The sequence below is a fragment of the Pseudarthrobacter sp. NPDC059871 genome (genome assembly GCF_042731175.1).
In the GTDB taxonomy this organism is placed as follows: Bacteria; Actinomycetota; Actinomycetes; order Actinomycetales; family Micrococcaceae; genus Arthrobacter.
Map to the genome: position 1 here is coordinate 61,497 of NZ_JBHWJV010000017.1, position 8,737 is coordinate 70,233.

At 64.3% G+C, this 8,737-nt stretch carries 6 protein-coding genes and 2 pseudogenes; 5 read left to right on the forward strand and 3 right to left on the reverse strand.

What is annotated here, in order from left to right:
• The first annotated feature begins 56 nt into the window (after window positions 1-56).
• The 3 genes from pdxA (at window position 57) to ACFV4R_RS19530 (ending at window position 3,706) form a co-directional block, all read left to right on the forward strand.
• Complete coding sequence (pdxA, locus tag ACFV4R_RS19520; RefSeq protein WP_377204102.1) at window positions 57-2,420, forward strand: 4-hydroxythreonine-4-phosphate dehydrogenase PdxA; 2,364 nt, start codon at window positions 57-59, stop codon at window positions 2,418-2,420.
• A gap of 76 nt (window positions 2,421-2,496) precedes the next feature.
• A complete protein-coding gene (locus ACFV4R_RS19525) occupies window positions 2,497-3,270 on the forward strand; it encodes a DeoR/GlpR family DNA-binding transcription regulator (protein ID WP_377204101.1) in 774 nt (257 codons plus the stop codon).
• A 169-nt stretch (window positions 3,271-3,439) separates the two neighbouring features.
• Window positions 3,440-3,706 (forward strand): hemerythrin domain-containing protein, encoded by a 267-nt coding sequence (locus ACFV4R_RS19530; RefSeq protein WP_377204100.1) that lies wholly within the window; start codon window positions 3,440-3,442, stop codon window positions 3,704-3,706.
• A gap of 84 nt (window positions 3,707-3,790) precedes the next feature.
• Here ACFV4R_RS19530 and ACFV4R_RS19535 read toward each other — a convergent pair whose 3' ends face one another.
• Window positions 3,791-4,441, reverse strand: a complete 651-nt coding sequence (locus ACFV4R_RS19535; RefSeq protein ID WP_377204099.1) for a nuclease-related domain-containing protein — start codon at window positions 4,439-4,441, stop codon at window positions 3,791-3,793.
• 437 nt (window positions 4,442-4,878) lie between these two features.
• Here ACFV4R_RS19535 and ACFV4R_RS19540 point away from each other — a divergent pair, with 437 nt between their 5' ends.
• Window positions 4,879-5,115, forward strand: a complete 237-nt coding sequence (locus ACFV4R_RS19540; protein ID WP_377204098.1) for a hypothetical protein — start codon at window positions 4,879-4,881, stop codon at window positions 5,113-5,115.
• 1,068 nt (window positions 5,116-6,183) lie between these two features.
• Here the strand turns inward: ACFV4R_RS19540 and ACFV4R_RS19545 are convergent.
• The gene (locus tag ACFV4R_RS19545; RefSeq protein ID WP_377204097.1) at window positions 6,184-7,236 is read right to left on the reverse strand and encodes a DUF262 domain-containing protein; all 1,053 of its coding nucleotides are present in this window, start codon (window positions 7,234-7,236) and stop codon (window positions 6,184-6,186) included.
• A gap of 264 nt (window positions 7,237-7,500) precedes the next feature.
• Here ACFV4R_RS19545 and ACFV4R_RS19550 point away from each other — a divergent pair.
• Window positions 7,501-7,796 (forward strand): annotated as a pseudogene (locus ACFV4R_RS19550) (IS110 family transposase); the annotation flags it as partial.
• A gap of 568 nt (window positions 7,797-8,364) precedes the next feature.
• Here ACFV4R_RS19550 and ACFV4R_RS19555 read toward each other — a convergent pair.
• Window positions 8,365-8,538 (reverse strand): annotated as a pseudogene (locus tag ACFV4R_RS19555) (IS30 family transposase); the annotation flags it as partial.
• Window positions 8,539-8,737 lie beyond the last annotated feature (199 nt).

Genomic DNA, 8,737 nt, shown 5'->3' on the forward strand with positions numbered 1-8,737 from the left:
GAAAGCTTCCCGCAGTCAGCGGGTTCCAGCCCACTACCGATTTCGAGAGGAGCACCGTGGCTTCCGTATTTGTGCAGGCTGACGACTTCTCCGGAGCCGCCGAGGTTGGCTGCTGCTTTGTGGAGCACGGCCTGTCCGCGCAGGTTTCCCTGGGCACGGGCAGCTTCCCCGGAACGTACGACGGCGGCGCGTCGCCGGGTGCGCAGGTCACCGACGTGGTGGTCATCGATACACACTCCCGGGGGCTGTCCGGCACCGATGCCGAGGCATTGGTGAAGGACGCCTTCTCCGCACCTGCCGCGTCCGGTGCGCAGGTGATGTTCAAGAAGATGGACTCACTGTGGCGCGGCAACATCAGCGCCGAGACCGCCGCGTTGGCGGGCCTCGGCTATCACGTTGTGGTTGCGGGGGCACTCCCCCAGCTGCAGCGCACAGTGCGCGCCGGCCGCCCCTTGGTTGCCGGTTCTCCCCTGGCGGAGACGGACCTGTGGCAGGCGGAGGTTTCGGCCCCGCCGGTGGACATTCCGTCACTGCTCCGCCCGGAAGAACCGGCATCGGTGCAGTCCCTGGATTTGGAGGCGGTGCGGTCAAGCAGAGTGCCGTCCCGCCTGGCCGGGCTGCTGGACGGCCGGCCCGCGCTGGTGGTAGCTGACGGTGAAACCGTGCAGGACCTCGAGCACGTGGTAGACGCCCTGCTGGACCTGGGCTTCCAGTCCGGCGGGCGCCGCATCGTGCTGGTGGGAACCGGCGGAGCGGCCGATGTCCTCGCGCAGCGGCTCGCCACCCACACTGCGCGGAATGCGCACAGCGCGGCAGCGGCGGACGCAACCGACGCAGTACCGCAGGACGCGGACCGGCCGGTGCTCGCCGTCGTCGGCTCCGCATCGAAGACCGCGCAGGCGCAGCTGGCCCAGCTCGAAGGCCAGGGCTTCACGGTGGTCCGGCTGCACCCGCTGTACGCGGGTGCCAAAGACGCCTACGCTCCCCAACTGGCCCAGGTTTCAGCAGATTTGAGGGCAGGCCGCCGCGTAGCCATCACACTGGCCGCCGCAAAAGTGGACCCGTCCGGCTCTGCCCGCATCGTGCAGGCCCTGTCCGCGTTCGCGGCCCAGGCGGCCAAGTCAGCCCCCACTGACCTGATCCTTACCGGCGGTGAGACGGCCCGGGAAGTCCTGGACGCCGCAGGCCGCCACACCCTGGTGCCGCTCGCGGCGGTGCAGCACGGGGCCGTGCTGAGCCGCGCCGACGACGGGAAGCTGGTGGGCACCAAGCCCGGCAGCTTCGGCGATGACCTGGCCCTCCTGCAGCTGTATGACGAAATCCGGGAGCGCCGGTCCGTGCCGGCTCCCGCCAATACTCTTCCCCGCAAGACTTCCGAACAATCTGGAGCAACAATGACTGACGCAGCAAACCCGAACCAGCTTCCCTTCGTGGCCGTGACCATGGGCGACGGCGCCGGCGTGGGCCCCGAGGTGGTGGTGGCCGCCGCGCTGGATCCGCAGAGCAACGCCGAATGCCGTCCCGTGGTGATCGGGGATGCGCTGCGGCTGCGGCAGGCAGCCGAGGTGCTGGGCATCGAGGCGGACATCCAGGTGATCGAGGACGTGGAGGACGCGGTGTTCACGCCGGGCCGGGTGAACGTGATCGACCTGAACCTGCTGCCGGAGGACCTGCCGTGGGGCAAGCTCTCCCCCGTCGCCGGGCACGCCGCGTACGAATACATCCGGGTGGCCAGCGAGCTGGCGATGGCCGGGAAGGTGCAGGCCATCTGCACCGCGCCGCTGAACAAGGAGGCGCTGCACGCCGCCGGGCACATCTTCCCCGGGCACACCGAGCTGCTGGCGCACCTGACGGGTACGGAGGAAGTGTCCATGATGCTCTCCACGCCCAAGATCCGGGTGATCCACGTGACCACGCACATCGGGCTGATGGATGCCGTCCGGAAGATCAACCCGGACCTGGTGGAGCGCACCATCCGCCGCGGCCATGAGGCGCTGGTGCGGGCGGGCATCCCCAACCCGAAGATCGGCGTGTGCGCCATCAACCCGCACGCGGGCGAGAACGGCCTGTTCGGGCAGGGCGAGGAAGCGGAGAAGATCGAGCCCGGCGTGAAGGCGGCGCAGGCGGCCGGGATCAACGCGGTGGGCCCGCTGCCGGCGGACACGCTGTTCTTCCTGGCCGGCCGGGGCGATTACGACCTGGTGGTGGCCATGTACCACGACCAGGGGCACGGGCCGGTGAAGGTGCTGGGCATCGAGGCCGGCGTGAACATCACGGTGGGCCTGCCGGTGATCCGCACATCCGTGGACCACGGCACCGCGTTCGACATTGCCGGCAAGGCGATCGCCGATTCCCGGTCCATGGTGGAGGCGCTGCACCAGGCGGCGGAGATGGCCACCCGGCCGGCCGTGGCCGTGTAGCTTCCCGGTTTGATGGGGGGCCGGAACTAGCATGGGTAGCACTGCCACCGCCATGCCCACGGGAAGGAGACCGGGAATGCTCAGCGCAAACGCGCGGCGCGAGGAGATCTACCACCTTGCCGTGACCACCGGCCTGGCCTCCGTGGAGGAGCTCTCGGCCCGGTTCGAGGTGACTGCGTCCACCATCCGCCGCGACCTGGCGCTGCTGAACGGGCAGGGCCGGCTGGCCCGCACCTATGGCGGGGCGATGGCGCTGGGCGCGCACCCGGAGGCGTCGCTGCGGCAGCGCACCGGTGAGGCGTTCGAGCAGAAGCATGCGATCGCCCGGTGGGCGGCGGCCGTGATCCAGCCCGGGGAGAACATCCTGCTCGACGCCGGCTCCACCGCGGGTGCCCTGGCGCACGAGCTGCGCGGGTCCGGTCCGTTGTCCGTGACGACGCCGGGCATCAACACGCTGCAGGAGCTGGCCGAGTGCGAGGGCATCGAGGTGGACTGCCTGGGCGGCCGGCTCCGGGGCGTCTCGCAAAGTTTCGTGGGGCCGCTGGCCGAGGCGGCGCTGGAGCGGATGAGCTTCGACCGGGTGTTCCTGGGCGCCGACGCCGTCACCGCCGAGGACGGCATCTGCGAAGCGGACCACGCCCAGACCCGGCTCAAGGAACTCATGGCCCGGCGCGGCCGTTCGGTTTATGTCTTGGCGGACTCATCCAAGCTGGGGTTGCGGCCGTTCCACGCGTGGGCCCGGTTGGCTTTGCCCTGGACCTTGGTGACGGACGAAGGCGCCGACCCGGCCCAGGTGCAGAAGTTCCGGGACGCGGGGGTACTGGTTGAGGTGGCTGAGGTTGCGTCTTGACCTTGCCGAAACCCGGTGGTTGCGCTTATTGAAGTCATGCCCATCAAACTCGCCTTCACTACCGTTGCCGGTGTCTGCGACCGCGTCCATAACGAGCGTTAGGGGGCCCGAGCAATGACCGACTTCTTCATGATGCAGCCCGGCGGGGACCGTCTTGTGCACCGGGTCGGTGGCCACGCGTCGCATCCACCGCTTCTTCCTATGGGCCTACTACGAGGCGCCGGCCTGCCTGGGCCGCTCGGCCGCGGCTGGCGACACCGCCTGCGTCGCCTACGCAGGCGAAGTGCTGGGCAACTTCGATCAGTTACTCCACATCCACCACGAGGGCGACGACTTGCTCATGTACCCGCACCTGGAGGAACGTGCACCGGCGTGCGCGCTGCACATCGGGCAGATTCAAGAACAGCACAGGCAGGTCACAGCGGCTCGAGAATGAACTCGCCGGACTCTACGAGGACCGTCGGCTGTCCTCAATGCGCACCTGCGCCGCGAGGTCACTGGAACATCCACAATGGACACGTCAGGCAGGCCTGAACCGCGACGCTACCGCGTCACGCATCTGCGCCACGTCAACGTCGCCGGCTGGTTGCTCCGTCAGCACTGTGGTTAGTCGTTTCGGCCAGAGAACGTGAACGCCACGAGTCGAGAACGAGCCCCCCCCGATCAGGGGCCAGTCCGCTTCGACGAAGCACAGCGCCCCGGTAACCGGGACATCTCCCACGAGTTCGTGTACCACGTCGACCTGTTTGAGCACTCCGTCGACCAGTTTGGTGCAGTCGGGCCGGCCAACGACGAGCTTCTCGACGCGTGGGCGGATGATGCCGCCTTCGATTCTCAGTTCAGGCCGTCCTTTGTACCGTTTGGCGTCAATTACCCAGATTCCAAGGGGCGTGATGGCGATGTGGTCGATGTTGGCCTTCGAGCCGGGGATGCGCCGGTCGTGGAGGACAGCCAGACGGGCGCCGGCCAGGGCATTGAGCCGGGCGCCGAGGCGCTCATCACCGATCGCGCCGCGATCCCAGGCTTTAGTGGGTTGGCTCTCGTCAGCGAGGGCGACTGCAAGGCCACCGAAGCGGCCCCACTTCTCGCGGAGCTTTCCCTTGTCCTTCGCCTTTCGTCGCTCATATTCCCGTCGGGCGGACCAGCCGGCTACGCCGGATTCAGCGAACAAGGGCTCATCAGCAGGCGGCTCGAGTTAGGGAGGATCGTTGTCCTGAAGCACGGTGGGGCATTCCACACAGCGGACTGTTCTCGTGTCGCTTTCATAGATGGCTACCCTTCCGGCCGGAAGAGACTCGTCACACAACCGGCACGCTCCGGCGTACCGGAGCTTCATCTGCTTCATGAGCATGCACTTTGGATCACCGGCACTAATACAGTCTGCTTGTAGTCACGGCGACTGGGCCGCGTTTGCGCTTTGCCATGGCCTAATCCTCACCCCAGTGGGAACTTTTGGAGGCGTGCCGCGCGCAGCGGGACTTCTCTAGCACGACGTGACCGACGTCCTGGAACTGCGGGGAGGAGCACCGGTTCCAGCAGGTCGTGCCGGCCCTAAGCGACCTGCTGGTTTAGATTCAAGTTCCGGCCGGCAACTGCCGGTGCTCACCGATGCCAGCGGAGAGATCCTGTGGCTGGTGGGCAGCCCGGACGTGCTGCGGCACGGACCGGCTGGAGTTCTACGAAGGGGCCGCCTGGTCCGAGGCCGGCCTCGGCGTCAAAGCCATCAGCGACGCGCTGGTCACCGGCCGGCCGGTGCAGCTGTTCTCCCCGAGCATCTGGTCCGTGCCCAGCATGAGTGGGCCTGCAACGCGGCGCCCATCAGGGACCCGGCCATGGGCCGGCTGATGGGTGACTCGACGACTCCGGACAACTAGACACCCTCAGCGCGGACACGCTGCGAACCGCGGTCCGGGTAGCCAAGGCCATCCGCACCGAGATGTTCCGGGTCCGCTCCATGCTAGGAGACGCCGTCGAGTCGAACCGTCCGGTGGCTGTCCACCGACACGGCGCCGCGGATTTGAGGCAATCGAGGCGCTGGACGGCTGGCGGATCGCAGCGATGCACGATATTTGACTTCCGGGCGCCCGCCAGGGATCGAGACGGTCTCAATTGCACCAGGTCGGAAACCGCGCCAACGAGCGGGGCGTCCGATAGTGACGACTGCCAACGAGCGTCCACGAATTCACCAGCGTTGCTACACCCCGTTGACCCGGAATGATCAGTGCCCAGGCTCTCCCGGGTCACTGGGCCGATGCCTGAGCCAGGGCAGTCATGCAGTCCTTCCATTCGGAAAAGGCTTCGACCCCGGACCTCTTCTTGCGCAGATGCCATGAGAGATCGACAAACGGCCCCTGTGAAAATGCCACAATCTCACTTAAAGTCAGATCGTTCTTATGAGCGACAAAGTTCCTGCAAGTCCGGATCTCCTCCAATGGGTTGGTGACGCTGACCGGGCCAAGATGGACAACGTTGGCGGAGATTGGTCCTGTTATTTCCGGAATCTGCCTGGTATCCAGCTGGAGACAACTGACGATGTCTGCGAAGGCTGTCGCAAGGTACCAGTTTGGCTCTCCCCTGGTGACCTTGTAGGCGTAACTCCGGCGCGACCGAGCGAGGTGGGCGAGGACTTGTGCTTCCGTCCGGGCCTGACTAGGGGAGTATGTAATTCCGCGCAGTCCTATGACGGGGCCGCTGGCAGACAGGATGACAAGGGAGCGAAGGAACCGATTCCAGGCGTCCCAAAGCGAGACCAAGCATCCATCCTCCGTTGGAACATAGGGATGTTTGTAGCCATGGACCGAACGGTGCCCCGTGCACGTAGCGAAGATGGACTCCAACTGATCTAGTTCAGAAACGAATGCATCTACGACGTCGCTAAGCGCAGGCAGTTGTGAAGGGGAATTCATGGCTGTCTCAGTCGGAGTACTCACCGGCCAGAGCACGGCAGAAGTATTCGAAACGCGTCTGTCGACTCTTTATTCTTTGTGTCGAAGACCGCGCCTCGCGAAAGCTCGCAAAGCTTCCCACCTGGTCGGACGACAGCGCGACGTTTAGGATGGAGATTGAGTCGCGAGCAGCCTGCTCATCCTTGAGCAATGTATCGGCCGGGGGGACCTTGGTGAGATCGAGCTTGCCTGTCTTCAGGACACCGCGCGCGTACATCACCGCGGCGAGAAGCATGAGGAAATGCGGGCGTTGCACGATGGGCTCTTTGCGAAGGTCAGAGACGAGGTCAACCGTCTGCTTTATGAGTGAATCCAGCAGTTCAGGCTTTGGAAGCTCGTCAAGTGAGCGTCCACTCGTATGCGTGTAGAAACGAGTAATGTCGGCTTCCGACCCATCTATAACTCCCCGATCGAGAAATGCATAGGCTTCGCTGATTACGGATTGATCCACCATCCGCACACGTTCCCGTTCGGATATCACGCCCAATTCCCAAAGTTCATGCGAATTCTTGGCTGTCTCCTTTACGAGCTCGCTGAAGTTGCTATCGAAACGTGCATTTCGAAGCTCCGCTTCGCTTACCGGAATCGCGTACGAGTTGATTCGAACGAAGACCTCCAGCACGTCTTCGTCGTCAGCGTTGATCAACTGTTCGCAGGTCAGCTTGTAACTAAGAAAGCTGTCTTTCAAATCGTCGTCCAGATCGGCATAACGGAGGCCGCGAAACTCGCCTGCCTTGACCCCCAGTACCAATTTTCCTGAGCTGAACTCGATGATGGTCCGCAATCGTTGTTGGCCATCAACAACATCGCGAAGCGTTCGCCTGCTGTCACGGTCTACCGCTGTTCGCAAGAGGAGTTTGGGAATGGGATATCCACGCAGAATGGAGTCGATGAGGTAAGACTTCGCCGGCGGCGACCAAACACTACCTCTTTGAAACTTCGGGTTAAGCTGTAGTTCACCATCATCGTGCCACTTGAGAAAGTCTGCGATGGTGTAAGTCTGAGGCGTGCTGCCCTGCATTTTCGTTCCCCCTGGTATACCGACCATTCCGGTTCATACTCTAATCCCTCCTTCACTGCCAGAGGGTCGAGCCGCGGCCTCTCCCCGTAACCTTGTCTAGCCCGTTCATGTTGCAGGATGAGAGTGTGCCGGCCTGCCGGCCCGGGCACGATTGCCGCCGAAGTCGACAATGATCCGGGGGGTGTTGTCACCGGGTCCGGTAGGGGCCTGAGAGGCCGCTAAAAGAGAGGCATGACGGGTTGGGATCGTAGTGCGTGAATGTGGATGCCGGGCTCTGACGCCGCGGACAGTCCAGCACAGGTATCAGCTACTGCGACTGGGAGGCCCCGGTGATCGGCAACCCCGAAAGCATCGATGCCCCTACTGGCCCGGTCCCTTGCCGACCTCCAAGCTCTTCGACAAGGCTTTGCCCAATGACGAGGTCGGGCCGCGCGAAATCCCCGACTCTTTGACCAAGAACGGCAGCATCCTGCCCGTGGTTGACCAGCCCGCGACAATCGGCGCGCTACTGGTCGCGATCCGCCCAGACCGCCGGTGCCACCCTCGGATACTTGCCTGGACCGACGAGGTGAGAACCGACGCAAAGGGGCCCGGCGGCGAAACGGCCTTGAGTGCCTCACCTGTCCGGAGTTCGTCCCGGCAGACCGCCCGCCGGCCGGTTTCTGGCATTGACTCTCTGGAGCTTCTCGGGGACAGCCCGCCGATGTGTTCCGCGACGGCGGCCGGTGCCGCTCACGGTGGGCCGGGCGGAGATTCTCGCGCTGCTGGATTCGTGGGCCCAAGGCTGGTCCGCCGAGGAGCTGGCCTATGACCTCTACCGCGATGAGGCACACCGCAGGCCATTCGGACCGAAGTGTTCAAGGTCCGGTCGATGCTGGGCGATGCCGTGGAGTCGAATCCATATCGTTTCGTCGCCGGCCTGACTGGACGGTCTGGTTCGGGGGTACCGCGGGTGCTGCACGAGGGACGCATGCCCGCCGCGCTCGAGGCGTGCAAGGCTCCCGTGCTCAACCGTTTCGGCGCTCTTTCAGAGCAGCTGCTCCGGGACCAGTGGACCTGGCCTTGTCAGCGATGGTCGAAAACTGAGCCATCTCGCGGGCGGCGGAGTTCAGTGGTCGTTGCAACGGTTTATGGTTCTATCGCCGGTGACGTCAGTCTAGCCAGGTGCTCCATGGGGCTCTGCCAACCCAGGATTTCGCGGGGTCGGCGGTTGAGTTTAGCAGCGACCCTGGTGAGGTGTTCAGGGCTGTGGATGCCGAGGTCTGTTCCTTTCGGGAAATATTGCCTGAGCAGTGGAGTGGTCCCCGGAAGTTGGACACCTAATTTAGGATCCTTCTTTCAGGAGTTGTCAGGTGTACTTGAGAAGCACGTTGAGTCACTCCGATGCCGTGTCGGCTATCGACTTATTCGAGCAGGGGCTAACCGCGAAGTCCGTCGCGCTGACTCTTGATTTAGCACCTACCCCTGTCCAAATGTTGTATCAGCGATGGCAGGTACGAGG

Bases quoted from the DNA above. Each gene is read 5' to 3' on its own strand.
- ACFV4R_RS19545 (WP_377204097.1), bottom strand. From the start codon at position 7,236: ATGCAGGGCAGCACGCCTCAGACTTACACCATCGCAGACTTTCTCAAG.
- ACFV4R_RS19540 (WP_377204098.1), top strand. From the start codon at position 4,879: ATGCCAGCGGAGAGATCCTGTGGCTGGTGGGCAGCCCGGACGTGCTGC.
- ACFV4R_RS19525 (WP_377204101.1), top strand. From the start codon at position 2,497: ATGCTCAGCGCAAACGCGCGGCGCGAGGAGATCTACCACCTTGCCGTG.